Here is a 25113-nt window from a genome sequence, read left to right as displayed (position 1 = left end):
GGTAACTATGGCCTTATTTCAGCCCCGGAGGGGCTACGTGTTTATAGCATTATAAGATTATAAAAGAAGGCTCCGTAGGTGCCTCGTTTAAACAAATCCCTATTTCAGCCCATTTATACTCTGCGCCAAATTCCTCATCACATCCAGCTTCCCATCCAACGGCGCATAAAGCTCCAGACTTGATTTTAACAGCGTATTGTTATTCAACGCCTCAACCTCACTGGCATTCATCCCCGAGCGGTAAAACAGCCAGTTTTTAGCGGTGATGCTTTTATCTCCATTTAATAAAAGTTCTTTAATAGCTATCTGCTCGTTCACCGCACCTTCCAAAGTATTGTCACAATATAATTGGGTGATGTTGCGGGCGTAGTAATGTGTAACGGTAATGGTATGCCATTTACCATCGTTTACCTTCGTGCTGCCGATTATTTTCTGGTATTGTGGTGATCTATATTCAACCGTACCCTCATCAGTAATGCTGATGTGACCGGTATTTAAGCTGTCTTTTAATTGAATGATATTGCCTTTCCCATCTGCCTTTATGCTGATGGTAGTAGTGAAGGGATGTACAATGCCGTCGGGTTTAAATATTAACTGCTTTGAGCCGATGTTTATACCTTCATTAGCCGCATCAAAACCCGCAGGCTGCGGCTTGTGATTACTCAACGCATCAAACAACGATGGCACTATAGTATACGATAATTCGCGATGACCTTTATTATTCGGGTGCGCCGGATCATTCCAAAACGCCGGGGCCCATTTACCCGCGCCATTGTCTACGCCGCCCAACAGATTTATTGATGGCACATCGAGCGAATTGATCCAAAGGTTCATCTGCTTTACAAACTCGTAATCTTTCGGCGTAAAATCCTGGCGGGTGTAGCAGTTGGCTACTACAGGCACATAACCGCTATCGCGGGCCAGTTGTATCAGCCCTGCCATATTGGTTTTAAACTGATCAAACTTAGGCTGACCAAACTCATGAATACCCTCGTTGCCTAAAGAAAGCGCGATCAAAACATACTTTGCTTTTTGCGGCGCCAGGTCGCGCTGCCAGCGGGCGCGTAGCTTGATGGTGTTATCGCCGCCTATGGATTTATTTACCGTAGTCCAGGCCTTACCGCTACCACTGGCTGATCGTTGCTTTAATATTTCGGTAAACATGGAGGTATAGCCAAACATTTTGGTGGCTCCCACCCCTGCCGGTACCGATGAGCCGAAGTAAACTATTTTCAGTGTATCTAAAGACGGGTTAACGCGCTGCGCATCGGCATTGCTTACAAATAATAAAGCAGCAGTTAATAATGATAAAAAGATGGGGGTGCGTCTTGATCTCATGCGGTAATTTATGATTGGTTACGCAAGGTATAAAAATTACTACCGTCAGGCAAAAAAGCTTTAAATGTATAGAAAAAGATACAATCACAACAAAACAAAAAGCCTCCCGACAGGATGCGGGAGGCTTTTAACTATATTGTTCTTTGTTGTTTAAAAGAATTTAAAGCCCACACTTAAAGCCCAAAGGTTTTGGCGCTGACCGTAGTTATCGTTCACTTTGGTTAAACCACCTTCGTAACGTAAATCGGCAGTAATAGGGCCAATATCAACGCCGCCACCTACCTGGTAGCCTAAAGTGCTGTTGTTATACTTACCAAAATCGGCATAAGCACCGTTAAAATTTGCAGAAAATGTTTGTTTCTTATCAATGGCGTATGAGTATATAGGGCCAGCCATTATCCTGAAATTCAGGTTATCATCGCCTATAGCAGTACCTAGTAGCAAGGGAACGTTAAGGGTGGTAAATTTAACATTACCACTATAATCAGTACCGTTATTGTTTGAATTGAACTTGCCGCCCTTGCTGCTTAAATAAACCTCGGGCTGTAAGTAAAGGCCGCTGCCGAAACGGGCAAATAAACCTGCCTGGTAACCGGCAACTGTTGATTCGTTTACGTTATCGGCACTAATTTTTGAGAAGTTAACGCCACCTTTTATACCAAAGTTGGCTTGCGCGCTGGCGGTGAATCCTACTGCCATTAATAATGCTACGCTTAATAAATACTTTTTCATGATGTATGTGTTTAAATTAATATGCCGAACATTTTTTTCGGCGTTTTGTAACATTATCAATACGCATACCAAATTTAAAAGTGGGCAAACATTGTATTTTTTATACTTTTGCACAAACTATATAACAATGGCAGAAATTAGCATCAGCAATAAGGATTGGCCGAGAGTAAAGATCAAGATCCAACGTAAATACAATCATATTAGCGACCAGCAGATACCTTATACCGAAGGACAGGAAGATGCCCTGATAACCAATTTAATGCATTTGGTTAACCGCAACCGCGAGTATGTGGTGTTTACGCTAAAAAAAGCTTTGGTTAATATTGATAATAATAGGCTGTAATTTGAGTTAAGCCTTTATTAAACCATTGTCTTTTTTTGTATTTTTATTTTTTATAAGACAATTTGAATAAAGAGGGCGCGATGACACTTTACAAAAAATTATTGATTTCGGCCGGCGCCCTAACGCTGGCTGTAGGCACCTGGAGCTTTAGTGACGATCTTTTCCAGATATCAAAAAACCTGGAAGTGTTTGCTTCACTGTATAAAGAGGTAAATATTAACTATGTAGATGGCGTAAACCCCGCCAAACTACTTAAAAGCGGCGCCGATGCCATGTTGGATGGCCTTGACCCGTACACCGAGTTCGTTCCCGAATCAGACATTGAAGATTATAAACTGCACTACGTTAGTACCCAATATGGCGGTATTGGCGCGGGCATTTTTACACGCGATAACAAGGTTTTTATATCCAGCGTTTTTGAGGGCTACCCTGCTCAAAAGGCCGACATTCGCCCCGGCGACCAGTTGGTGAGCATTAACGATATTGTTTTAAACGGGAAGAATAATGAGCAGGTAAGCTCATTATTAAAAGGAGCCAAAGGTGCTACCGTAAAACTGATGCTCAAACGCGAAAGCGACGCCGCCCCGATAGCGAAAAACATTATCCGCGACGAGATCAAACAACCAAACGTATCTTACTACAGCATGGTTGATGGTAACATGGGTTACATCAAGCTTGACCGTTTCCTGGAAAACTCGGCCGATGAAGTAACCAGCGCATTGATCGCCCTTAAAAAGAATAACCCTAGCGGTATCATACTCGACTTACGCAGCAATGGTGGCGGTATTTTGCAGGAAGCTGTTAAAATAGTAAACCTTTTTGTAGCTAAAGATTTGGAGGTGGTATCGCAAAAAGGAAAAGTACGCGAAAAGAATTTCACCTATAAAACCATGGCTACCCCTTTGGCTCCCGACCTGCCTTTGGTAGTGTTGGTTAATAGTCGCTCAGCTTCGGCTTCAGAGATTGTTGCGGGTGCATTGCAGGATCTGGATCGTGGTATCATTATCGGTCAGCGTAGTTATGGTAAAGGTTTGGTGCAGCAAACATTCCCTTTGCCTTACAACAGCTTAGTGAAGATCACTATCGCTAAATATTACGTACCGTCGGGCCGTTGCATACAGGAAATTGACTATGCCCACCGTAAGGATGATGGCAGCGCGGCCAAATTTGCCGACTCGTTGATACATGAGTTTAAAACAAAAAACGGTCGCTCTGTTTATGACGGCAGCGGCATCTATCCCGATATTTTGGTAAAACAGGAGCGTTACGCCAACGTAACCCAAACCCTGATAGGCAAGTTATTTTTATTTGATTACGCGACAAAATATCGCGAAGCACACCCAAAAATTGGCGATGCCAAAAGCTTTGCCCTTACCGATGCCGAGTATAATGATTTTGTAAAATACCTGGCCAACAAAAATTACGACTACAGCACCATATCCGAAAAATTGCTCACCACGCTTAAAATCGAAGCCACCAAAGAAAAGCAATTTGACCAGATACAAACCGAGTACGATATTCTAAAAGCCAAGCTGCTTACCAGCAAAAAGAACGATCTGCAGCTGCACAAAACCGAAATTAAACAAGCTTTGGAGAACGAGATCGCTTCGCGCTACTATTTTGATAAGGGCCGTTACGAATCTAACTTCAAATATGATAACGAGCTAAAACAGGCCGTTAAAACCATGCAGGATAAAGCCCAATTGGTGGCCATTTTAAAAGGCGATGGTAACTATAAAGTAATTGGCAAGCCCGTACTGGCCATGGCTAATGAGAAAAAAACCGACGATAAAGAGATCATTATTAAAGAGAGTAAAGAGAAAGAAGAATAGTTATAGCCTTACAGGCAATAGTAAATAGCGATGGGTTTGAAACTCATCGCTATTTTTGTTACAGATCAATTTATTAAACCTTTTTTAAACGTAATTGTCATACTACCAAACAATGAAAATTACGACTATGAAAAAGATATTATTAAGTGCCGCTATTCTATTAAGCTCATTAGCTTTTAAAGCCCAGGCCCAGGTAAGTGTAAGTTTAGGTTTAAATATTGGCAGCCAACCCGATTGGGGCCCCGTAGGTTATGATCATGTTGATTATTATTACCTGCCGGATGTAGATGCCTATTACGATGTACCGGCTCACCGCTATGTTTATTTAGATAACAATGTATGGGTGCGCCGTGCAGCCCTGCCGGCACGCTTTGCCAGTTACAATGTGTACAACAGCTATAAGGTAGTTGTTAACGAGCCCCGCCCATGGCGCCGCGCCGATGTTTACCGTACCAAATACGTAAGCTACAAAGGCCGCCACGACCAGGTAATCATCCGCGATAGTCGCGACGTAAAATACAAAGACCACTGGAAAGGTGGCCCGGGCCCAGGTAAAGCCAAAGGCCATTTTAAAGATCACGGCCCTGGAAAAGGTCACGGCAAAGGCCACGGAAAACACTAATTTCTGTTTTATAAATACAAAAACAAGGCAGGCTCCCGTACATTGGGGGCCTGTTTTGTTTACCTAAATTTCATCATCTGCACACCTGCATATTTGCACATCTGCACATTAAAAATGTATTTTTACACCGAACATGACTCCCGGTAAAAAACTATACTTCGCTTCTGATTTTCATTTAGGTGCCGGTGGGTACGAGTCTAGCCGCACCCGCGAGGCCCGCTTAGTGCGTTGGCTCGATAGCATTAAAGCTGACGCCGAAGAAGTTTTTTTAATGGGCGATGTGTTTGACTTTTGGTTTGAATACGCAACTGTAGTGCCCAAAGGCTACATTCGTTTCATTGGCAAACTAGCCGAACTTACTGATGCCGGCGTTAAACTTTACCTGTTTAAAGGCAACCATGATATGTGGATGTTCGATTATTTTGAGCGCGAACTGAATGCCACCATCATCAGCAACGAACTGGAAATTGAGCGCAACGGCAAAAAATTCTACCTGCATCATGGCGATGGCCTAGGCCCCGGTGATGCCTGGTATAAAATGCTGAAGAACATCTTCCGTAGCAAATTGTGCCAATGGCTGTTTGCGCGCCTGCATCCTAATTTGGGGATAGGCATAGCTAACCGATGGTCGCACCAAAGCCGTATTTCGGGCCTGAGTAACGAAAAACGGTTGGAACTTGAACAGGAATGGCTGGTGGTGTACAGCAAAGAACTGCTAAGATCTAAATTTTATGATTACCTGGTATTCGGTCACCGCCATTTACCTTTGGATATACAGTTAGACGATAAAAGCCGCTACATAAACCTGGGCGAATGGGTTAATTACTTCAGCTACGCTGAATTTGACGGACAGGAACTCATACTGAAATATTTTGAAAAAGAGGCGGAAGCCCAAAGCTAAAACCCCAAGACTTTATTGTCTAAAAGTCAAAATATTAGCTTTTTACAGCTAGGGTTATGCTTTCCGCTCCTGGCTTTTAGCTTTTGCCTTAAAAATTCCGTAATTTTGTGCGCTTTTTAAAAGCAAAGCCTGCTTAGGTAGGTTATTGATCAAAGACATTATGTTAGAGAAATTAGAATTAATATACCAACGCTGGAAAACAGTAGAAGGCGAACTAAGCAGCCCCGAAGCTATGGCTGACATGAAGCGTTTTGCCCAGCTGAATAAAGAATATAAGGACCTTGCTAAAATTGTTGACGAGTATAATATATACCGCAACATTATGAGCAACATAGCCACCAACAAAGACATTTTAGCCACCGAGAAAGACCAGGAGTTTAGAGAGATGGCCAAAGGCGAACTGGACGAACTACTAGTACAACAGGATGAAATGGAAGAAAAGATCCGTTTGATGCTGATCCCTAAAGATCCGGAAGATTCTAAAAACGCTATCGTCGAGATACGCGGCGGTACCGGTGGCGACGAGGCTTCGATATTTGCGGGCGACCTTTACCGCATGTACATGCGCTACTGCGAAAAACGCGGCTGGAAAACCGAACTGGTTGACTTTACCGAAGGCACTGCAGGCGGCTATAAAGAGATCGTTTTCAACGTAAACGCCGAGGATGCTTATGGCACCCTAAAGTTTGAATCGGGCGTACACCGCGTACAGCGTGTACCTGATACCGAAACCCAGGGTCGTGTACACACTTCAGCAGCTTCTATTGTGGTATTGCCCGAAGTTGATGAGTTTGACATTGTGCTTAACCCTGCCGATATCCGTAAAGATCTGTTTTGTGCTTCGGGTCCGGGCGGTCAGTCGGTAAACACTACTTATTCGGCCGTTAGGTTAACCCACATCCCGACAGGTGTTGTTGCCCAGTGCCAGGATCAAAAATCGCAGTTGAAAAACTTTGATAAAGCCCTACAGGTACTACGTTCGCGTGTATATGAATTGGAACTGCAAAAACACCTGGAAGAAGCATCTAAAAAGCGTAAAACCATGGTGGCAACGGGCGACCGTTCGGCTAAAGTGCGTACTTACAACTACCCACAGGGCCGTTTAACCGAGCACCGCATTGGCTTGACTATATACAACCTTTCGGAAGTAATGAACGGTGGGATCCAGGAAATTATGGAAGCCCTGCAATTTGCCGAGAACGCCGAGAAATTAAAAGAAGGCACGGTAGCGTAAGGGTTAAATGTGCAGATATGAAGATGTGCGGATGTGCAGATTATTAATCATTTGTCATCCGCATTTTTATTATATTGGTAGACAAACTTAGCCTTATATGACTGAATATAAAAACTCAGAAGAAAATTACCCTTCTTTTAAAAAACTACTCATAAAACGGTTAATCTTTAGGATATCACTCATTATCTTAACATTCACGTCTATTGCATATTTTTCTGGCGAACCTATTGATAGCCAAACAGATTGGACTTCATTAATTTTAGTACTACTTTTTATAGTTGCGGTTTTTACTTATATCGGCTTAAAAAAACTAAAACAGCAACGAGAGATTTATTACAGTTATAGGCTTATTGTCGGAGATGACTATTTTTCGCGCCAGCAAAGCAATATGGCCCCAATTACTTTATCTTTTAACGAGATAACACGAATTGATCGTTATCAGCTAGGTATGCTCATTAAAGGTCAAAAAAAAGGTCATGCAATTGATGTAAATACTTTTTTAGAAAATTATAATGATATCGAAGACTTACTACAAAAAATAAGGCCAATTACAGAAGCAAATCCCAATTTATTTCAACGATACCGTATAGCGACTCTACTATTAACAATGGTTGCCAGTGTTGGCTTCTATGTTAGTGACAGTAAAATAATTATTGGCTTATGCGGAGCTTTCTTAATAGTTCTTTTTGCATTCGGATTTTACAAGATCAAAACTGCTCCACACATTGTCCCTGATCTTAAACGCAGATCATGGTGGATGTTGATAGTATTGCTTTCAGTAATAGTAATACTATATTATAAGCTATTTGAATTATAAATTGCCGCTAAAATTCGAACAAAGTGTAAATTATACACGATAAAACATCTGCATATTTGCACATTCGCATATTTGCATATCCAATCCATCTGCACATTAGCACATCTGCATATTTGCACATTAAAATTTGCCTTTCTGCAAATTCCCTTTTCATGTTATTTTCATAATAGCCGGCTACCTTAGTAAGGTATTATAGGGTATTTATGCAGATTTTGAACTGTATTGTAACTTATAAGGTGAGGAATGGTCTGATAGTTTAAAATTTATTTTATGCTGGCTCTAAAAAAAGAAATATCAAATAACTTAACTATTTACAAGCACACTGTGCGTTTAATAGGCAGCCAATTTGAAATTAGTGTAGTTGGTAGCGACCCTATCTGGGCCCACGAGCGTATTGACAGCGCAATTGCAGAAATAAACCGTATTGAAAAACTGTTGAGCGCCTTTGGCGACGACAGTGCTATAAATACCATTAACCGCAACGCGGGCATACAACCGGTGCAGGTTAGCGGCGAGATCTTCAGACTGATCTCACGATCGTTAAAAATATCAGAATTAACTTACGGAGCATTTGACCTTACCTACTACAGCGCCGATAAATTATTTATAGATGCCGATACCGCTAACAGCAATATCCATGCTATACCTTACGCCATTGCCAATGTAAACTACAAAGGCGTGGTTTTAGATGCCAAAAACTCAACCGTGTTTTTAAAAGAAAAAGGCATGCGTATTGGTTTTGCAGCAGTTAGCAAAGGTTACGCTGCCGACAGAGCCAGATATATTTTACAACTGCACGGTGTTAGCAGCGGCGTTATTAATGCCGATGGTAACCTGCTTACCTGGGGCCTGCAACCAGATATGGAACCATGGACAGTTGCACAGGCCGACCCGCGCAATAAAGCGGCGGCTTTGGCTAATATCGAGATCAGCAACATGGCTATGGCTACCTCATTTAACACAGATGAGCCTGCAAAAAAAGCCAAAACTGGTTTTAACGTAAGCCTTACCAAAAGCGTAAGCGTGCTTAGCCCATCGGCCGAGTTTGCCGATGCTATGGCGAAACCTTTAATGGCTATGGGCATTAATGGCGGCTTGTATTTGGTTAATAAATTAAACCAAATAGGCTGTGTGTTTATTGACGATCAAAACCGCGCCTTTACCTCAAAAGATATTCAAATAGCATAGCTTCGGGCTTTGCTTCCATAAAATTAAACTGTAGTTTTATGGGGCGGCACTGCAATCGTTTGCAGCGCTTTGCTATAGCCAAACGGCTATCAAAATTTGATAAATTATTATAAAACCATCAGCTGCTTCCGCGTGGCTGACTCATTAAACACCCTCAGTTAACAACTTTTAACATATACATTTAACTCGATGATGAAGTGGTTTGCGTATATTGTAATGTTGTTAATATTTGCACCGGGTTTATCCTCCGCCGTAACAAAAACCGATGGACATGATCTTATACGAGGTCGTGATTTACGTGTTTTGTATATTGGCCGGTTAACAGACACTATCATCGTAAAGAAAAAAGAGGAAGACGACAAAAACAAGATAAAAGAAGTATCAAAATCAAAGCGGCAAACCAAACCCGAAAAACTGGATGATGATGCCGCCAAGCCAAAAGCTAAGCGGGAACAAAGGCCGGCCGGTATGGAACGCCCGCCCGAGATACCCAGACGTAATAATAATTAACCTTAACCACAACAATTAATGAAGTACCTGCAATTATTGCTTTTACTGCTTACCTGCAACGCTGCCGCCGCCAACAACGGTAAACGGTATGTTATTGCCCTGGCAGATACGGGCCTGGTTGCTGATACGGATACTATTGTGCGCAAAAAATCAATATCAGTAGGCGTGAGTTATGGTAGCGATGCCATGTTTTTTGGCCGTACCGGTCCTGTGGCCTACCCCTTCAATACGGTAGACGTTATTTATAATACCAAGAACGGCTTTTTTGTTTATGGCACTTTGCTGCGTTTAACCGGGTATCGTACCTCAATTGACGAGATAGATGTTGGTGGTGGTTACCTGTTTCGCCCTACAAAAAAATATTCGGGTTCGATAAGCTATACCCGTTTCATTTTTAATAAGGAGCAACGCATTATCGAATCGGCCACTAATAACGATATCAACTTTAAAAACACCTATGATTGGGGGCCTTTTAAATCAAGCGTGTCGCTAGACTACCTTTTCGGCAAATCAAACGACTTCTTTATTTCGCTAAGTCAGTCCAAATACATTGAACCTAACTGGCGATTATTTGCTGATGATGATTATATTACCTTCAATCCCGGTGTAAGTATGATTGTTGGTACGCAAAACTTTGTGCGCAACTATTCGCTTGATAATCGTACACGGTTAATTGCTGATAATATTTTTCAATCGGCCAATGCGCCTTACCAATATAACAATGGCCGTATCAATGTGCTTAACTACAGCTTTAAGCTGCCCATAGCCTACAACAGGCCGCATTACACGTTCGAGGCTGCTTACCGCTACTCTATCCCGGTAAATGTGCAGGGCTCGTTGATGAATAAAAGGGAATCTTTTCTTAATCTTACATTTTATTACCTTTTTTACTAATACGGTATAATGAATGTTTTGATAATTGAGGATGAAGAAGCCCTGGCGCACGAGGTAAAGCTGTTTTTAAGCAACCACAATTATGTGTGCGATGTATGCTATAACGGCGTTTCGGGCTCCGAGAAGATTGGCACTAACCTTTACGACTTTATTTTGATAGACCTTGGCCTGCCCGATTATGATGGGCTGGACCTGTTAAAAGAAGCCAAGAAAAACAATCCGGACGCTGCCTGTATTATACTAACAGCCCGCGCCGAGGTGAACGACAGGGTACGTGGTTTGGATCTGGGTGCTGATGATTACCTGCCTAAGCCATTTTCATTATTAGAACTACAAAGCCGCATGCAGGCCATTATACGCCGTAAATTTGGCTTAAAGCAAAACATTGTTGAGCTGGGCGATTTTGTGATCAATTTAACCGACAGGACCATCAGCCACCAAAACAATACTGTAAGCGCCATCACCAAAAAAGAATTTGACCTGATTGCTTATTTGATATTACATAAAAACCGCACGCTTACCCGCACCCAACTAAGCGAGCATATTTGGGGCAGCATTATTAATGACGATTACGACTCGAACTATATTGATGCCCATATTAAAAATATACGCAAAAAGCTAAACGCCTTTGCAGCGCCCGATTGGCTGGAAACCGTGCGCGGCCTGGGCTATAAAATTAAGATGAACGCTTAATATTGAAACTAAAAACCAAATTAACGCTGTTTAACGCCATATCAAAACTGGTGATAGTGGTGTTGTTTGTGTTGTTGGTACCTCTGCTCATTAACAACGTTAGTAGCCACTACGTGGATAATAAACTCATCAAGCAAAAAAACAAACTGCTGCAAATTGTTAAAACCGAAGGCATTGGCGATTACATTTTGCCCGGCGAAACTTACGGTAGTTACTATCTCCCGCTTAAGGAAGAATACCTTACCATTGAGGAGGTTGAACCCAAATACTTCCTGGATACCATTAAAAACGAGCGCCGCCTGGTGGAGCGCGATACCATTGAATACAGGATACTGAGCCATACTTTCAAACTACAAAACCAAAACTATTTGCTGGAGATTGGCAAAAGCGTTGATACCCTTGACGAAACCAGTGCGCCGCTGCAAAACATAGCATTGGTGGTGCTGATAGGCATGATACTGCTCACCATTATGGCCGATCAGTTGTACACCAATCGCATTTTAAGGCCTTTGGGGCTCATTATTAAAACGAAGTTGATCGGGCATAAGTTCCCTAATTTTGGCACCTACAGGGAGGTAAAAACCAGTACATCCGATTTCCAGTATCTCGATATCAGCATTCATAAAATGATTGAGGCTATTGAAGCCGCTTTCCACAAAGAACGGGAGTTTATATCCAATGCTTCGCACGAGTTAATGACGCCGATATCCATCATGCAATCAAAAATTGAGAACCTGTTTGAACAGGAAGATGTTAGCGACGAATTGAAAGTGCGGCTGGAGGAAATGCAGAAGATATTGAACCGCCTTAAAAGCATAACCAAAACGCTGCTCCTCATATCGCAAATAGAGAACGAACAGTTTTTAAAAGAAGACAGCATCAGCATAAACGAACTACTGAACGAGGTTTATGATGAGATATCGGTACGCCTGCTAGATAAGGACATTACCTGCAATTTGAATGTACAAAGCAACCATATATTGGTTAATGTAAACAAGTTCCTGCTGTTTAACCTGGTATTTAACCTGGTGAATAATGCGATTAAATACAACCGCGAAGGCGGACAGATCAATATTACTGCCGGTTTAGAAAATAACAACCTTGTCGTATCCGTTCAGGATACCGGCATAGGCATCAGCGCCGAGGCATTACCATTTATATTCAATCGTTTTAAAAAGTTCAGGCAATCACTACAGCAGGATAGTTTTGGGCTGGGGCTGCCTATTGTGAAGTCGATTGCTACGTTTCATGGCATTGAAGTGGATGTACAATCGGAGCAAAATATGGGTAGTACGTTCAAGCTTATCTTCCCGCCGGAACTGACCGAAAAATGACAAAAATTAGTTAAGGATAATTAAACCGTTTTAACTCAAAATCGTCTAACATATAAATAAAAACAGAGAGAGGTTGAGAAGAGATATGAACAGTTTGAAGAAGTATGCTGCCGGGTTGTTTTTAACCGGGGCAGTTTTGTTAACTACAGGCTTAAGTGCCGATGCACAACGCGGTGGCGCCCATGCAAGTGGCGGCGGCGGTAACGTAGCTGTTGGCCGTGGCGGCGGTGGCAGTTTTGGCGGCGGTGGTATAAGCATTGGTCGTGGTGGTTTTGGCGGCAGTGTGCGCAGTGGCTTAAGTTTGGGCTTTGGTTTAGGGTATGGTTACGGGTGGGGCCGACCGGCTTTTGGTTATTATGGCTACCCGCGTGTAGGCTTTTACATGAGCACACTGCCTTATGGCTATTACCCGTTTTATATGGGTGCCGATCAATATTATTATGCTAATGGCGCCTTTTATCGCCCGTACGAAGATGGTTATGTGGTAACTACTCCCCCCGTAGGTGCCGCGGTACCTAAATTACCCCGCGGAGCCAAACCAATACGCATAGACGGCATTGATTTTTACGAATACCAGGGCGTTTATTATAACGAGGTAGTTAACGATAATGGCGAAAAGCTATATGTAGTAGCCGGCAAAAACGGAACGCTAAATACCGGCGCGGTTAACGGCGGTGGTGCCAAATATGCACCTGCCCGGGTTGGCGAAGTGGTGTTGAATATACCTGAAGGTTCACGCCGCGTTAAGCTTGGTAGCGAAATCTACTTTGTATCACCGGATGGTGTGTACTATGTTTCCATACACGATGAAAAGGGTAACCAAGCCTATCGCGTAGCTAGTATTGAAGGTGATGATAACGACAATTAATTAAACAATAATTGCATTGTAAAGGCTGCCCGGTGGGTGGCCTTTTTTGTTGGTTGCCCATTTACTTTTCTTTAGGTTTGCGCTGTTATGGACTACGTATTAGATAACCCGGTTTATTTCGCATTAAAAACAGGCAATGCAAATCTTGCAAATGGCACCGATGAGGTAAAATATTTCGACGAGGCAGTCTCGCCTTTTGCGGGATTTAAAGAAAATACAGCCGACAATTTCAAGCAGTTGTATGATATAGTGCCACATAACGTAGTAGCGTTTGAATCTCTCCCTGAAATCGAGATTCCACCTATGTGGACCGTGCTTCATAGCGTACCGGGTTTGCAAATGGTTTATAAAAGCGGCGTTGTGCCGATAGACGAAACCGAATTGATCACGCTTACAGACGAATACATCCCCCAAATGCTGGAACTAACTAAACTAACCAATCCCGGTCCGTTTGCTACGCGCACTATTGATTTTGGCCATTACCGGGGCGTTTTTGATGGCGATAAGCTGGTAGCGATGGCCGGTCAGCGCATGAACCCTTTGCCTTATGCAGAAATAAGCGCTGTGTGTACGCATCCCGATTATATCGGTCGCGGTTATGCCAGGCTATTGCTACAAAACCATTGCAACCGCGTTATTGGTGAAGGGAACATTCCGTTTCTGCATGTAAGAGATGATAATGAACGCGCGGTAAAGGTTTATGAAAGCATGGGATTTGAAACGCGCACGAAGGTGTATTTCTATATTTTAAAAAAGAATATTGAACAAACCTAACCAGGCATACCTACCCGGCAAAATCGCTCCGTAGGAGCGCCGTGTTTATAGCAAAAACATCCACTGGAATTTACGCTCCGTAGGTGCGCCGTCTAATAAGTATGCTTTACGACGCACCTACGGAGCGTGCTGCTTTTACAGATTAGCTATAAACACGTAGCTCCTACGGAGCTAAATTGTATTATGGTACTATTTATTTAAAACCCTTTTTGGTAATAAACAGTTATATCTCTTACATAATACATTAGCTATGAGATCTATCTGGAAAGGTTCAATTGGTTTTGGTTTGGTGAGTATACCTGTAAAATTATTTTCGGCGGTGCAAACTACGTCGCTTGATTTTGATATGCTGGATAGCCGCGATCACTCGCGCATCCGTTACCAGCGCGTTAACGAGCATACGCATAAAGAAGTACCTTACGAAAAAATTGTAAAAGGCTACAAGCTTAACGATGAATATGTAGTAATGGACGACAGCGACTTTGAAGATGCCGCGCCCGAAAAAAGCAAAGTCATCACCATTGAAAGCTTCGTTGAAATTGATGAGGTAAACCCCATGTTTTACGAAACATCGTACTACACCGAACCGGATACCAAAAACAACAAAGCCTACGCCCTCCTGCTGGAAGCCTTAAAAAAATCAAAGAAAGCCGGATTAGCACGCTTTGTTTTGCGCAGTACCGAAAGCCTGTGTATGGTACACCCGGTTGACAATGTACTGGTGGTTACCCGTATCCGTTTCGGACAGCAGATACGTAGTACCGAGGATTTGAAGTTGAGCGATAAAGTCACCATCAGCAAAAAGGAGCTGGATATGGGCCTATCGCTGATAGATCAGTATGCCGAAAAGTTTGATGTTTCCAAGTTTAAAGACGAGTATACCGATTCATTGCTGAACATTATCAAAGCTAAATCAAAAGGCAAACGCGCCAAAGTCAAAAAACTCACACCACATGCCACCAAAAGCGATGATCTATATGATCAATTGATGAATAGTTTGAAAACAAAAAAGGGGGCATAAGCTTCCTTTTTTGTTTTAACAAACATATGCGTATTACAAAACAGTACAAGTGTATAGTAATTAGACATACAACTATTAGGTGTAAACCGCCCTTCCCAAAGCATTGAACGTATTTTACTTCTAAATAAATTATTTAATTAAAAAAATATATCGTTGGCACTGCTTTTGTCTTATCTGCGCCAGAAAAACTATTTTAAAAACATTTACCAATGGCTACTAAAACTAAAGCACCTGAACAAACTGCCGATGTGCAGGAATCAGCACTTAACGAATTATTTATTGACGAATTAAAGGATATTTATTGGGCAGAGAAACACCTGGCCAAAGCCCTGCCTAAAATGGCAAAAGCCGCAACTTCCGACGAACTGCGTGCAGCAATCACTAAACACAAAGAAGAAACCGATAATCAAATTACCCGTTTGGAAGACGTGTTTAAAGCCGTGGGCGAAAAGGCCGTAGCCAAAAAATGCGAAGCCATGGAAGGCCTGCTTAAAGAAGGCGACGCCATTGTTGAAGACACCGAAGACGGCAGCATCACCCGCGATGCAGGCATCATCTCTGCAGCCCAAAAAATTGAGCACTACGAGATCGCATCATATGGCACGCTACGCACATTAGCCGGTGTATTAGGCTATGCCGAAGCAGCCGAGTTGTTGGAAGCTACTTTAGCCGAAGAGAAAGCCTGTGACGAAGACCTTACCGTATTGGCAACAAGCGGTATCAACGCTAACGCAAGCGCTGAAAAAGAATAATTGTTTTAAGATTGAATGTTAATGAAGAAAGCCACCTGCAAGGGTGGCTTTTTTGTTTCTTATTTAGGCTTACTCAACAAATTCACAAACAACCTGTACGCACCCGGCACCCCGGCAGGCAATTGCCTGAAAAACGCCAGCGAGGTATACACAAACCTCCCCTTTCCATAATCCGTCACGATCAAAGAGCCTGGATTAGGCGACTCGCCCGGATCATTAAATTGGAGCGGCGTTTTGTAGTGACTGTCAATGTTGCTTACGAAGTATAAGCCGCGTTCCTGTATCCAGCCATCAAAATCGGCTTTTGTTATTTTGTTGGGATAGTTGAGTACTGCGTTTGTTGGGTCGAGGAAGGTGACCTCGGCATTTTCATCGGTAACACGTTGATTAACTACTTTGAAAGGATACGGGCCTATCTGCGTATTAACCAAATTGCTGAATACATTATATTGTACTACCATATTACCACCTTTATCTACATAATCCATCAAGCGGGGCTGCTCCACCACCAGGCGCGGGTTAACGTTGTAAGCCCGTACACCTACCACAATAGCATCATACACCGACAAATCAGCGTTCATAATATCGGCCTCGCTTAATTGTTGCACCGAGTAGCCCACCTGCATCAGCGCTTCGGGCACCACATCGCCGGCACCGGCTATGTAGCCAATTTTCTTACCGGCTGTTTTAAGGTCGATGTTGATGAGTTTGGTTTCAGCGGGCGGGAAGAGGGTGATAGTTGGGATATGATCATAAGCGATACGTTGTATCCCCATCGAGTAATCTTTACCTGCCACATTCACCACGGCTTGTAAAGTACTTTGCTTAGGCTTAGCATCTGTAGGTGTTACATCAAACGACGCTACCCATTCAGCGCCTTTGGCTTTACCGGCAAAATCAATTTTTTGTGGCGAAATCTTCCAGCCGTCAACAGGTTTTAAACTGATGCTGCCGGTGGCATTGGTAAAGCTTTGCAGTTTAATTTGTACGGTTTGGGTTTGCTGAGTGTTAAACACGTAGTCTTTGTTAACGATATTGGCTGTTACCGGTGGGGCTATTACTACAGGTTGGTATATCTCGCCCTTGGCGGGGTCAACGTATTTGTACACCAACTTGCGTTTGTAAGAGATCGATTTGTCCGCTATCCAAAACGTAAAAGTGATGCTAACATTGTCAGGATTCTCTGGATTTCCCGCCAATGTATCTTGCGCAAGCGTATACATGCCCAACTTATGCGGCGCAGCCAACCAATAGGGTTGCGTGATCGACGAAAAACCTGGCGGAAGTTTCAAGGTATAAGTTTTGATTTTGCCGTTGTCCAAGACAAACCCACCGTCGGAAACATGGTTTAATACCCCGACATCGCCGACATGTACTTTTACTTGAGACCCGAATAATTCACGATTGGTTGTGTAAATCTGCGAGTTGATAGCTATACTATCACTAAATGCATAAGTTGGCTGCATCGCATACGCCTCAAACCATAGTCCCGCGCATGCGGCAATCAAATCTTTTAACTGCTTTGCCTTTTGCTCGCGCCAGTATTCATCATCTACTTTCTCCACTTTAGTCAATAAAGCCACTAAAGCCGGCACCGATTTTTCGGGATGCTCCAAATCAAAATTCTTCTTTACAGCAGCCAGATCGGCGACAATAGCATCGCCACCTTTCACCCTGCTCCAGGTTGTATTCACACCATCCAGTAGTTCCACCTTAGGCTCATCGCCCAAAATCGTTTTAAAATACTCTAACGAACTACCACGCTGTTTAGCCGTACCAAAACCTTGCGATTTATGATTAGAACGACTATCAGCCGCAACCTCGCCATATCCTCTACCTATCAAAGGGTTATAAACCCCAACGTCAATCTTAAACTGCGAAGCCGAAGTGATATTCACCCCACCAAAGTTGAAACCATTTAACAACAACCTTTTAGCCTGCCATACTTTTACATATTTTAATTGCTCAGGAAAACGTTTCGGATCAGCAGCGGCAGCAAAAGCTTTCTGCGCTATGATGGCCGATGAGGTATGATGCCCGTGACCACCTTCACCCGTTGTAGGGAATCGGCAAATAATTACGTCAGGCCTGAAATTACGGATCACCCAAACAGCATCGCCCAATACTTTTTCCCTGTCCCATATCTTCAAGGTTTCCTCGGGCCCTTTAGAAAAACCGAAGTCGTTAGCCCGGCTGAAAAACTGCTCGGCGCCATCCACACGGCGGGCGGCTAAAAGCTCCTGCGTGCGTATCAAACCCAAAATTTCGCTTTGCTCGTTACCTATCAGATTCTGTCCGCCATCACCACGGGTTAATGACAGGTAGCCGGTGCGATAGTTCTTCTCCTGCGCCAGGTAAGCCAGCAGACGAGTGTTCTCGTCATCGGGGTGCGCGGCTACATAGAGTACGCTACCTAAAACATTGAGCTTTTTTAAGCCTTGCTGTATGGTTACCAGGTCGGCGGGTGGCGCGGTTTGGGCAAAAACGCTGCCTGTAGTTATAAATACAATTGCGGCAAGTAGTTTGAGGTGCTTCATGGTTTAAATATAGTGGTTAGTCAGTTAAGTCGGAAAGTCCGGAAGTCGGAAAGTCCGAAAGTTGACAGAGCTTTAACAAGTTATTTCACAAAAACAACCCTCAAAATATCCCCTAAAAATCTTTCGGACTTCCCGACTTGCCAACTTTCGGACTAAAAATTAATCAATCGATTAATTTTTTACTATTGATAATCAACAAGTTATACAGGATGACAAATAAATGACAGCAATTAATTAATCGATTGATTAATTTTGCTGCATCAAAATTATGGACAAAGATAAAATAGATAAAAAGGACCACATCTTAGACGTTGCCGAGCGCGTGTTTGCAGATAAAGGGTTCGACGGCGCATCTACCCGTTTAATATCGGGCGAAGCCGGTGTAAATATGGCCATGCTGAGCTACTATTTTGGTTCGAAAGAAGGCCTGTTCTTAGCCATCATCGAGCGTAAGATATCCTCGTTTCACGATATACTGGCAACCCTGAGCAACGACGGTGGTTTAAATGCCTGGGAAAAACTGGAACGTTACATTGATATGTATGGCGAGAAGATAGTAAACAACAATTGTTTCCAAAAGCTGCTGTACCAGGAAATGGGCATGAACCGCAATAACGAGCTTTCAGAACGTTTCCGCGATATGCTGATGAAAAACGTTACCGAACTGGGTAAGATCATTAGCGAAGGCATCGCCGCCGGTCAGTTTAAAGCCGATACCGATATTAAAATGGTAATAGCCACCCTTTACGGCACCAAAAATTACATCATCAACACACCGCTAATGTCATCAGCTTTATTAGGTTATGATATACAGGACGATAAGATGATCGAGGAAAAGCTGAAGCCGCAGATTAAGAGCTACATGAAAAACCTGCTGAAATGCTACCTATTCAACTAAAACATATACGCACCCAATGAAAATGCAATTTAATACATCACACAAACTACACCTTTGTAAAATACCACTTTTAGCTGTGGCCATATCATGGTTGCTGTTAACGCTGGTATCAAACAAAGCCCACGCGCAGGACAGGAACCTGAGATTACAGGAAGCCATAGACCTGGGCCTGCAAAACAGTAAAACATTAAAGCTGTCGCAATCAAAAATTGACCAGGCGGTATCACAGTACAACCAGGAAAAAGACCGCGCCCTTCCCGAAGGCAGCGTGAGCCTGGCCTACAACCACGTGCAAATACCGGCCAACAAATTAAGCCTTGGCGAAGAGACTTTAAGATTACCAAGCAGCGCTAACGCGTTTTTAGGTATAGCTTCATTAAGCCAAACCATATTTGCAGGTAACCGCCTTAAATACGCGCAGGAATCAACCAATATGCTGACCAGCATCGCCAAGCTTGATGCGGTTAAAGATAAAGACGAGGTTACCTACCAGATCATCAGCGCTTATTATAACCTGTATAAAGTACTGCAAAGCCAGAAGGTTGTTAAACAAAATTTGGAAACTATCGATCAGCAAATTCACCAATCGCAACGCTTTTTTGAGCAGGGTTTGGTTACTAAGAATGATGTTTTACGCTTCCAACTGCAACGCTCAAATGTGGAGCTGAACGGTATTGACCTGGAAAGCAATCGCAAGATCATTAACTATAATCTGAATATATTATTGGGTTTACCTGAAAGCACCCGTTTAACTATTGACGAACTGCCAATGGCTAAAAGATCAATACAAACTTTGCAGGCTTACGTTGATTCGGCTGTGACTAACCGCCAGGAACTGGCCGCTTTGGATTTACGTAACCGCATTGCCGAAACCAATTTAAAAAGCATACGCGCCAACAGTACGCCTACCCTATCAGCCTCGGCAGGTGCTTATTATGTTGACGCATCGGCAAATCCAATCCCGCGTAGCGGAAACTTTATAACCCCTGTAATGGTAGGCGTTACCGCTGCCTGGAACTTTGGCACGTTGTGGACCAACAAAAACAAAATTGCCGAAGCCAAAATACAGCAGGACGAGGTAAGCATAAATAAAGGCATCACCATGGATGCTGTAAAGAATGAGGTGAACCAAAACTATCAAAATTATATGATGGCGATGGACAAGATCCAACTGCTGCAAACATCAATAGAACAAGCCGGCGAGAACAATAATATCCTCGCTTCAAAATACAAAAGCAACATCGCGTCAGCAACAGATAAAGCTGATGCCGAAACATTGCTTTACCAGGCCCAGATCAATTTAGAACTGGCAAAAGCCGATGCCGGCCTGGCTTACTATACTTTAATGAAATCAACCGGAAAACTTAACAAATAATACGACGACACAAAATGGCAAAAGAACATACAACCCACGAAGCACCCGCAAAAAAACCAAACAAGGTGCTTCCTATTATATTAGGAGTTATACTGATTGGTGGTGCAATATTCGGCGTTAAAGAATACATGTACTATAGCAAACACGTTGATACCGACGATGCGCAGATAGATGCCGACATAAGCCCGGTTGTGGCACGCGTTGGTGGTTATGTGGATAGCATTATGTTTGAAGAAAATACCCACGTTAACAAAGGCCAGGAACTGGTTAAAATTGACGACCGCGATTATAAAGTAAAATTGGAACAGGCACAAAGCGCGCAAACTGGCGCTACTGCCAATGTTGGTGTTGGCGAATCGCAAATTTACACGGTTGCGGCTAATTCGGCTGCGGCACGTGCGCAGGTCGAATCGGCTAAGGCACGTTTAGATAAAGTAAAGAAAGACTACGAACGCTATGCTAACCTGATCAAAGATGGATCAATAACCCAACAACAGTTTGACCAGGCAAAATCTGACCTGGATGTAGCTCAGGCTACGTACCGTGCATCGCAAGATCAATACAAAGCGGCCGAGCAACAAGTTGGTACCACCCGTAACGAGTTAAAAGTTACCAACGTAGGCGTAAACACCCGCCAGGCCGAGGTTGATTTTGCTAAACTGCAATTATCATACACCCGCGTTATTGCACCTGCAAGCGGCACAGCATCAAAAAAGAATGTGCAGTTGGGCCAATTGGTGCAACCGGGCCAAACCCTGTTTGCTATTGTTAACGATAACAGCTTATACATTACCGCCAACTTTAAAGAAACGCAGTTAGAGAAAATTAAAAATGGCCAAAAAGTAGATGTTGACGTTGATGCTTACCCGGATATGAAACTGGAAGGTAGTGTTTACAATTTCTCGCCTGCTACAGGTGCTAAATTCTCGTTGTTACCGCCGGATAACGCTACTGGTAACTATGTAAAAGTAGTACAACGCGTGCCTGTAAAAATTAAAATAAACGGAAGTAAAGAAGATATAGCCAAACTACGCGCCGGCATGAGCGTGAATGTTTCGGTTAATATTAAAGATTAATTTTTAGTCTGAGGTCGGGACGGCTTCAGACTATTCAAAAAATATCCAAGAAAATGGCCGAAACTGGTTTTAGAAAATGGATCATCACCATCACGGTTATCGTGGCTTCGTTACTGGAGCTGATAGATACCACGATTGTGAACGTAGCGTTGCCCAATATACAGGGTAACCTTGGCGCCACCCTGGAGGATGTGGCCTGGGTAGTTACCGGTTACGCGGTGGCCAACGTAATTATATTGCCCATGTCGGGCTGGCTGGGAAGTCGCTTTGGTCGTAAAAATTACTTTATGGCCTCTATTATCATCTTTACCATCGTATCGTTTTTATGTGGTAATGCCGATAATATGGACGAGCTGATCGTCTTTCGAATTATACAAGGTTTAGCAGGTGGTGGCTTAATTTCTACCGCACAAGCTATCTTATTAGAAACCTGGCCGCGCGAACAGATCGGCACCGCCACAGCATTATTTGGCTTAGGCGCCGTAGTAGGCCCTACGGTGGGCCCTACTATTGGTGGTTACATCATTAATAAATTTGATGATTGGTCGTGGATATTTTATGTGAATATCCCGGTGGGTATACTGGCTGCCTTTTTTGCCTATACTTTCATTAACGAAACGCCTAAAGAAGGCAAGGGCAAACCTGTAGACTGGTGGGGCATTATCCTGCTTGCCGTAGCCGTAGGTAGCTTACAAACCGTGTTAGAAAAAGGCGAAAGCGAAGATTGGTTTGCTACCGGTTACATCATTGTGCTTACCGCAACGGCAGTAATCGGCACCCTGTTATTCATCTGGCGCGAAATGAGCACCGACCACCCGATCGTGAACTTTGGCATCCTGCGGCATCGAAGTTTTGCGGTAGGTATGTTTACCTCCTTTGTACTGGGCTTTGGTTTATACGGGTCGGTATTTGTATTCCCGGTATTTTGTCAAACCTTGCTTGGCTTTGATGCGCAACAAACGGGCGAGCTGTTGTTCCCCGGTGGTTTGTGTACTATTGTAATGATGCCTTTTATTGGTAAGATGCTGAACAAAGGTATACCGGCGCAGTTTATGGCTACGGCGGGCATGTTTCTGTTCTTCGTGTTCACTAATATGCTAAGTCACTCAACCCTGGCAACAGGCGAAAAAGATGTTTTAATACCCCTATTAATTCGTGGCGTTGGTATGGCACTGTTATTTGTGCCATTAACCACGCTGGCTATGGCTGATTTGAAAGGCCCCGAACTGGGACAAGGCTCGGGCCTGAATAACATGATGCGCCAATTGGGCGGATCATTCGGTATAGCGGTATTAACTACTATTATACATACCCGCCAGGGTTTTCACCGCAGCGTTTTGCTGGAGAATATTACCAACTATGATTCCCCGTCAGTAGACAGGTTTAACTTTTACCTGCATAAGTTTATGAGCGGAGGCAAATCGGTTGTGGAAGCAACCACAATGGCATACAAAGCGATGGAGGGCGTCGTTACCAGGCAGACCCTACTACTTACCTATGATGACGCCTATTGGCTTACAGGCATGGTAATGTTGTTCTCCATACCGCTGTTGTATCTGCAACCTTTCAGAAAGAAACTGAAAGCGGTTACAGATTCCCACTAAAATAGCATAAAACAACAAAAGCCGTTCTGCTTTACAGCGGAACGGCTTTTTCCAAAAATTAACAATTAAATTGTAGGTAACCTCCCTATAACCCGGCTTAGCTAGCAAAAAGTATCCACCCAGGGAGGTGTTGTTTAAATCTTATTATAAAATTAAACGTTTTTTAATTAAGAAGTTATATTTTTTGCTTTTTTAGTAAGAAAAAAATATTCCCCGAAGGAATTATCCTTCATCCTCCCCTTCTCTTTCGCTTACAATACCAAAAGCCGTTACCGTTTTATATATTTGAGTGATGGCAATACTACACGCGCTGCAAACCTGGTGGCAGCAACAATCGCTGCTTGAAGTTACAGGCGTAATAACCGGCCTGCTGTGTGTATACCTGGCCGCCAAAAACATTATCTGGAACTGGCCCTTCGCCATCATCAGCGTTAGCATTTACATTTTTATTTTTTACGAAGCCAAACTATTTGCCGATGTAGGCCTGCAGTTTTATTTTTTGGCGATGAACATTTACGGCTGGTACTACTGGAGCCAAAAGCCACCAAGTGAAGAAAAGGCCCCGGTTATCCGCATTAAAAAGATCGAGATCATATTAGCCATTGTTGGTGTTGCGTTGTTTACCTTTTTGCTGGGCACGTTCTTATTAAAACACACCTCGGCCTCCTTCCCGTTCATTGATAGCTTTTGTACCGCCTGCAGCTTAATAGCCCAAATTTTACTGGCGCGAAAAGTATTGGAAAACTGGCTGATATGGGTATTTGTGGATGTGATATATGTTGGTGTTTATATTTCTAAAGATTTGCATCTAACGGCGGTGATGTATGCGCTATACGCTATTATTGCGGCGATAGGATATGTGGACTGGAGGAAGGATTTGAAGAAACAGGTTTCTTAATTTCGAATTTCAGATGTTCAGTTTCGAATTTTATTAATATCATTAAGCTTTAATACACCCAATGAATACATTCGAAATCGAAAAATCGAAATTCGATATAAAGAAGATCGCTATCGTCGGCCCCGAATCCACCGGTAAATCAACCATGTCGGCTTACCTGGCGGCGCATTACAATACGGTTTGGGTGCCCGAGTACGCTCGTGGTTATTGCGAGCGATTGACCGCTCCGCCTACCTGGCAGGACGAGATCAACATGTTTTACGGCCAGATCATGCTGGAGGCCGAAATGGAGCCACAGGCCAACAAACTGCTTATTTGCGATACCACCTTCCTTACCGTAAAAATATGGAGCGACGAAATGTTTGGCAGCGCGCCGCAGGAGGTATTGGACGAGTTACCCAAACGCCCATATGATTTTTACCTGCTTCTTAATATTGATCTGCCCTGGCAAGACGATCCGCTGCGCGATTTCCCCCACAAACGCGAACATTTTATGCAGGTTTGGCACCAGGAGCTTGAAGCGCTGCATGCCGACTACGTAGTGATTTCGGGCACATCCAATGATCGTTACCAGAATGCCATAACCGCGATAGATAATTTTTTAAAAAGTCTGTAATAATTCTCCTTCAACAATAGTCTTAAGATTACGTGCGCTACGAGCTCCGTTAGGAGCTACGTGTTTATAGCAAGCGAAATGCCTGATAACAGGCTCCGTAGGTGCCTCGTTTATACACGGGACACCTACGGCGTCGATTTGTCAACGGTTAAATACTATAAACACGTGGCCCCTGGCGGAGCCTGCGCGCGGCCAATTGTATCTAATTACACACAATCTGAAAAAATATTGTTGCAACATGCAACGCGGTTATTTT

At 43.2% G+C, this 25113-nt stretch carries 24 protein-coding genes; 21 read left to right on the top strand and 3 right to left on the bottom strand.

What is annotated here, in order from left to right; genetic code table 11:
- Positions 1-99 precede the first annotated feature (99 nt).
- Together AC59JT_RS01995 and AC59JT_RS01990 are read right to left on the bottom strand one after the other, a co-directional pair.
- Positions 100-1338, bottom strand: coding sequence for an SGNH/GDSL hydrolase family protein (locus tag AC59JT_RS01995; RefSeq protein ID WP_497395610.1), 1239 nt, complete (start codon positions 1336-1338; stop codon positions 100-102).
- Positions 1339-1488: 150 nt separating this feature from the next.
- Positions 1489-2070, bottom strand: a complete 582-nt coding sequence (locus AC59JT_RS01990; RefSeq protein ID WP_497395608.1) for a porin family protein — start codon at positions 2068-2070, stop codon at positions 1489-1491.
- A gap of 127 nt (positions 2071-2197) precedes the next feature.
- Between AC59JT_RS01990 and AC59JT_RS01985 the strand changes: the two genes are divergently transcribed.
- The 15 genes from AC59JT_RS01985 (at position 2198) to AC59JT_RS01915 (ending at position 15853) form a co-directional block, all read left to right on the top strand.
- Positions 2198-2413 carry a hypothetical protein gene (locus AC59JT_RS01985; protein ID WP_497395606.1) on the top strand — a complete coding sequence of 72 codons (216 nt, stop codon included), beginning with the start codon at positions 2198-2200 and terminating at the stop codon, positions 2411-2413.
- A gap of 80 nt (positions 2414-2493) precedes the next feature.
- On the top strand, positions 2494-4245 hold the full coding sequence (locus AC59JT_RS01980) for a S41 family peptidase (protein ID WP_497395604.1): 1752 nt from the start codon (positions 2494-2496) through the stop codon (positions 4243-4245).
- Positions 4246-4372: 127 nt separating this feature from the next.
- Positions 4373-4867 (top strand): hypothetical protein, encoded by a 495-nt coding sequence (locus AC59JT_RS01975; protein WP_497395602.1) that lies wholly within the window; start codon positions 4373-4375, stop codon positions 4865-4867.
- A 133-nt stretch (positions 4868-5000) separates the two neighbouring features.
- Positions 5001-5768, top strand: a complete 768-nt coding sequence (locus AC59JT_RS01970) for a UDP-2,3-diacylglucosamine diphosphatase (protein ID WP_497395600.1) — start codon at positions 5001-5003, stop codon at positions 5766-5768.
- Positions 5769-5928: 160 nt separating this feature from the next.
- Positions 5929-7002, top strand: a complete 1074-nt coding sequence (prfA, locus tag AC59JT_RS01965) for a peptide chain release factor 1 (RefSeq protein WP_497395598.1) — start codon at positions 5929-5931, stop codon at positions 7000-7002.
- A gap of 97 nt (positions 7003-7099) precedes the next feature.
- Positions 7100-7819: a hypothetical protein gene (locus AC59JT_RS01960; protein WP_497395596.1), complete on the top strand. Its 720-nt coding sequence runs from the start codon at positions 7100-7102 to the stop codon at positions 7817-7819.
- A 270-nt stretch (positions 7820-8089) separates the two neighbouring features.
- Positions 8090-9007 (top strand): FAD:protein FMN transferase, encoded by a 918-nt coding sequence (locus AC59JT_RS01955; protein WP_497395594.1) that lies wholly within the window; start codon positions 8090-8092, stop codon positions 9005-9007.
- 189 nt (positions 9008-9196) lie between these two features.
- The gene (locus tag AC59JT_RS01950) at positions 9197-9517 is read left to right on the top strand and encodes a hypothetical protein (RefSeq protein ID WP_497395592.1); all 321 of its coding nucleotides are present in this window, start codon (positions 9197-9199) and stop codon (positions 9515-9517) included.
- Positions 9518-9535: 18 nt separating this feature from the next.
- Entirely contained in the window at positions 9536-10411 is an 876-nt protein-coding gene (locus AC59JT_RS01945; RefSeq protein WP_497395590.1) for a hypothetical protein, read from the top strand.
- Between the two features lie 9 nt (positions 10412-10420).
- Entirely contained in the window at positions 10421-11104 is a 684-nt protein-coding gene (locus AC59JT_RS01940) for a response regulator transcription factor (RefSeq protein WP_497395588.1), read from the top strand.
- A 2-nt stretch (positions 11105-11106) separates the two neighbouring features.
- Entirely contained in the window at positions 11107-12438 is a 1332-nt protein-coding gene (locus tag AC59JT_RS01935) for a sensor histidine kinase (RefSeq protein WP_497395586.1), read from the top strand.
- Between the two features lie 85 nt (positions 12439-12523).
- Positions 12524-13306 (top strand): DUF6515 family protein, encoded by a 783-nt coding sequence (locus AC59JT_RS01930; protein WP_497395584.1) that lies wholly within the window; start codon positions 12524-12526, stop codon positions 13304-13306.
- Positions 13307-13393: 87 nt separating this feature from the next.
- Positions 13394-14080, top strand: coding sequence for a GNAT family N-acetyltransferase (locus AC59JT_RS01925; protein ID WP_497395582.1), 687 nt, complete (start codon positions 13394-13396; stop codon positions 14078-14080).
- 250 nt (positions 14081-14330) lie between these two features.
- Positions 14331-15101, top strand: coding sequence for a non-homologous end joining protein Ku (gene ku, locus AC59JT_RS01920; protein ID WP_497395580.1), 771 nt, complete (start codon positions 14331-14333; stop codon positions 15099-15101).
- A gap of 209 nt (positions 15102-15310) precedes the next feature.
- On the top strand, positions 15311-15853 hold the full coding sequence (locus AC59JT_RS01915) for a YciE/YciF ferroxidase family protein (protein WP_497395578.1): 543 nt from the start codon (positions 15311-15313) through the stop codon (positions 15851-15853).
- A gap of 59 nt (positions 15854-15912) precedes the next feature.
- Here AC59JT_RS01915 and AC59JT_RS01910 read toward each other — a convergent pair whose 3' ends face one another.
- Complete coding sequence (locus AC59JT_RS01910; RefSeq protein ID WP_497395576.1) at positions 15913-18390, bottom strand: PIG-L family deacetylase; 2478 nt, start codon at positions 18388-18390, stop codon at positions 15913-15915.
- A 268-nt stretch (positions 18391-18658) separates the two neighbouring features.
- Here AC59JT_RS01910 and AC59JT_RS01905 point away from each other — a divergent pair, with 268 nt between their 5' ends.
- The 6 genes from AC59JT_RS01905 (at position 18659) to AC59JT_RS01880 (ending at position 24857) form a co-directional block, all read left to right on the top strand.
- Positions 18659-19288, top strand: coding sequence for a TetR/AcrR family transcriptional regulator (locus AC59JT_RS01905; RefSeq protein WP_497395574.1), 630 nt, complete (start codon positions 18659-18661; stop codon positions 19286-19288).
- A 16-nt stretch (positions 19289-19304) separates the two neighbouring features.
- Positions 19305-20663, top strand: coding sequence for a TolC family protein (locus AC59JT_RS01900; RefSeq protein WP_497395572.1), 1359 nt, complete (start codon positions 19305-19307; stop codon positions 20661-20663).
- A gap of 14 nt (positions 20664-20677) precedes the next feature.
- Entirely contained in the window at positions 20678-21739 is a 1062-nt protein-coding gene (locus AC59JT_RS01895) for an HlyD family secretion protein (RefSeq protein WP_497395570.1), read from the top strand.
- Between the two features lie 53 nt (positions 21740-21792).
- Entirely contained in the window at positions 21793-23343 is a 1551-nt protein-coding gene (locus AC59JT_RS01890; protein WP_497395568.1) for a DHA2 family efflux MFS transporter permease subunit, read from the top strand.
- Between the two features lie 292 nt (positions 23344-23635).
- Positions 23636-24241, top strand: a complete 606-nt coding sequence (gene pnuC / locus AC59JT_RS01885) for a nicotinamide riboside transporter PnuC (RefSeq protein WP_497395566.1) — start codon at positions 23636-23638, stop codon at positions 24239-24241.
- 61 nt (positions 24242-24302) lie between these two features.
- Positions 24303-24857, top strand: coding sequence for an AAA family ATPase (locus tag AC59JT_RS01880; RefSeq protein ID WP_497395564.1), 555 nt, complete (start codon positions 24303-24305; stop codon positions 24855-24857).
- The last annotated feature ends 256 nt before the right edge of the window (positions 24858-25113 follow it).

Source organism: Mucilaginibacter sp. A3364, from assembly GCF_059690715.1.
The sequence above is the reverse complement of the archived record's forward strand: the minus strand, read 5'-3'. Positions and strand labels throughout refer to the sequence as shown.

What these genes read in the sequence shown, in the direction of transcription:
- AC59JT_RS01995 (WP_497395610.1), bottom strand. Translation starts at nt 1,338, where the DNA reads ATGAGATCAAGACGCACCCCCATCTTTTTATCATTATTAACTGCTGCT.
- AC59JT_RS01990 (WP_497395608.1), bottom strand. Translation starts at nt 2,070, where the DNA reads ATGAAAAAGTATTTATTAAGCGTAGCATTATTAATGGCAGTAGGATTC.
- AC59JT_RS01985 (WP_497395606.1), top strand. Translation starts at nt 2,198, where the DNA reads ATGGCAGAAATTAGCATCAGCAATAAGGATTGGCCGAGAGTAAAGATC.
- AC59JT_RS01980 (WP_497395604.1), top strand. Translation starts at nt 2,494, where the DNA reads ATGACACTTTACAAAAAATTATTGATTTCGGCCGGCGCCCTAACGCTG.
- AC59JT_RS01975 (WP_497395602.1), top strand. Translation starts at nt 4,373, where the DNA reads ATGAAAAAGATATTATTAAGTGCCGCTATTCTATTAAGCTCATTAGCT.
- AC59JT_RS01970 (WP_497395600.1), top strand. Translation starts at nt 5,001, where the DNA reads ATGACTCCCGGTAAAAAACTATACTTCGCTTCTGATTTTCATTTAGGT.
- prfA (WP_497395598.1), top strand. Translation starts at nt 5,929, where the DNA reads ATGTTAGAGAAATTAGAATTAATATACCAACGCTGGAAAACAGTAGAA.
- AC59JT_RS01960 (WP_497395596.1), top strand. Translation starts at nt 7,100, where the DNA reads ATGACTGAATATAAAAACTCAGAAGAAAATTACCCTTCTTTTAAAAAA.
- AC59JT_RS01955 (WP_497395594.1), top strand. Translation starts at nt 8,090, where the DNA reads ATGCTGGCTCTAAAAAAAGAAATATCAAATAACTTAACTATTTACAAG.
- AC59JT_RS01950 (WP_497395592.1), top strand. Translation starts at nt 9,197, where the DNA reads ATGATGAAGTGGTTTGCGTATATTGTAATGTTGTTAATATTTGCACCG.
- AC59JT_RS01945 (WP_497395590.1), top strand. Translation starts at nt 9,536, where the DNA reads ATGAAGTACCTGCAATTATTGCTTTTACTGCTTACCTGCAACGCTGCC.
- AC59JT_RS01940 (WP_497395588.1), top strand. Translation starts at nt 10,421, where the DNA reads ATGAATGTTTTGATAATTGAGGATGAAGAAGCCCTGGCGCACGAGGTA.
- AC59JT_RS01930 (WP_497395584.1), top strand. Translation starts at nt 12,524, where the DNA reads ATGAACAGTTTGAAGAAGTATGCTGCCGGGTTGTTTTTAACCGGGGCA.
- AC59JT_RS01925 (WP_497395582.1), top strand. Translation starts at nt 13,394, where the DNA reads ATGGACTACGTATTAGATAACCCGGTTTATTTCGCATTAAAAACAGGC.
- ku (WP_497395580.1), top strand. Translation starts at nt 14,331, where the DNA reads ATGAGATCTATCTGGAAAGGTTCAATTGGTTTTGGTTTGGTGAGTATA.
- AC59JT_RS01915 (WP_497395578.1), top strand. Translation starts at nt 15,311, where the DNA reads ATGGCTACTAAAACTAAAGCACCTGAACAAACTGCCGATGTGCAGGAA.
- AC59JT_RS01910 (WP_497395576.1), bottom strand. Translation starts at nt 18,390, where the DNA reads ATGAAGCACCTCAAACTACTTGCCGCAATTGTATTTATAACTACAGGC.
- AC59JT_RS01905 (WP_497395574.1), top strand. Translation starts at nt 18,659, where the DNA reads ATGGACAAAGATAAAATAGATAAAAAGGACCACATCTTAGACGTTGCC.
- AC59JT_RS01900 (WP_497395572.1), top strand. Translation starts at nt 19,305, where the DNA reads ATGAAAATGCAATTTAATACATCACACAAACTACACCTTTGTAAAATA.
- AC59JT_RS01895 (WP_497395570.1), top strand. Translation starts at nt 20,678, where the DNA reads ATGGCAAAAGAACATACAACCCACGAAGCACCCGCAAAAAAACCAAAC.
- AC59JT_RS01890 (WP_497395568.1), top strand. Translation starts at nt 21,793, where the DNA reads ATGGCCGAAACTGGTTTTAGAAAATGGATCATCACCATCACGGTTATC.
- pnuC (WP_497395566.1), top strand. Translation starts at nt 23,636, where the DNA reads ATGGCAATACTACACGCGCTGCAAACCTGGTGGCAGCAACAATCGCTG.
- AC59JT_RS01880 (WP_497395564.1), top strand. Translation starts at nt 24,303, where the DNA reads ATGAATACATTCGAAATCGAAAAATCGAAATTCGATATAAAGAAGATC.